At 43.8% G+C, this 978-nt stretch carries 1 protein-coding gene; it reads right to left on the bottom strand.

Annotation, left to right across the window (positions count from 1 at the left end):
* Positions 1–317 precede the first annotated feature (317 nt).
* Positions 318–710 (bottom strand): hypothetical protein, encoded by a 393-nt coding sequence (locus tag A3738_RS03135; protein WP_068501272.1) that lies wholly within the window; start codon positions 708–710, stop codon positions 318–320.
* Between the last annotated feature and the right edge of the window lie 268 nt (positions 711–978).

Here is a 978-nt window from a genome sequence, read left to right as displayed (position 1 = left end):
AATTGATACGTTATTGGCTTCTGCTGCAAATGCGATGGAAACATCTTGTTCTTGTAGGGCGTTGACGTTAGTAGAGCCGCCTGATGAGCAGGCAGCCAAAAGGGCGCATGTTGAGATAGCAGTAAAGTGTGAAAGTTTCATGATGCTCTTGTCCTAATAAAATGAATAAATATTGGCTTTAGGTGGAGCACAGGTCTGAATCTAGAGGATGTCTTCATCAAGCATCAAGCACAATGTATGCACGCGCATGCTTAGAAAAATAAGCAGGCTGACACTGGCTTAGCAATGAAGTTAAATCTAATTGTTGATGACTGTGCTCAAGAGAGCGTCATAGGAGGGGCGCGCGCGCGTTGAAAACTTGTTTTACGCGAAATCGCATTAATTGATCCTGAGCGGATGAAGTCTTGAGTAGGCGAGAATTGCGTGTGCGACAAGTTGCTCGCCAAATGGGCTAGGGCACCTGCCGAAAAGCTACATTGTTCATCTGCGTCGTGAACATTGTGGTTCTGTTCAGAATCACTATCTGTAATAAATACTTGTTTAATGCCTGCGTCGGCCGTACACAAGCTAACCCATGAACCATTTTCCGACAGTGAACCTGCCATTGTGCCTGTCGCGAATAAGGCTTTTTGCATAAACAGCAAAAGCACTGTCAGCACAACTTTGTACTGAAAATCGCTCTGGCGCATGGTGTTAAGGGAGAACTTCATTTTTATAGTTTTTTAAACTTAGTTCAATCTGGGTTCAAACAGACTAACGTGAAATGAAATGCGAATGCAAAATAAAAAAGTAGGAAGGCCGACATTGTCTACTGAATGTTAGGAGGCTCAATGTCGGTTTATTGGTGCATTACTTATCGAATGCGCCGAGTTCTTCAAGCTTGTCAGTAATCGCCGCAGACTCTGGACGATTTGCGATAAGTTCTTCTTTTGTTAAGCCATCTAATTCATGCGGGAATACCAGCCACTCATCGCTCTC

Source organism: Oleiphilus sp. HI0066 (assembly GCF_001635725.1).
This window is presented reverse-complemented; position numbering and strand designations above follow the sequence as displayed.

What these genes read in the sequence shown, in the direction of transcription:
- A3738_RS03135 (WP_068501272.1), bottom strand. Translation starts at nt 710, where the DNA reads ATGAAGTTCTCCCTTAACACCATGCGCCAGAGCGATTTTCAGTACAAA.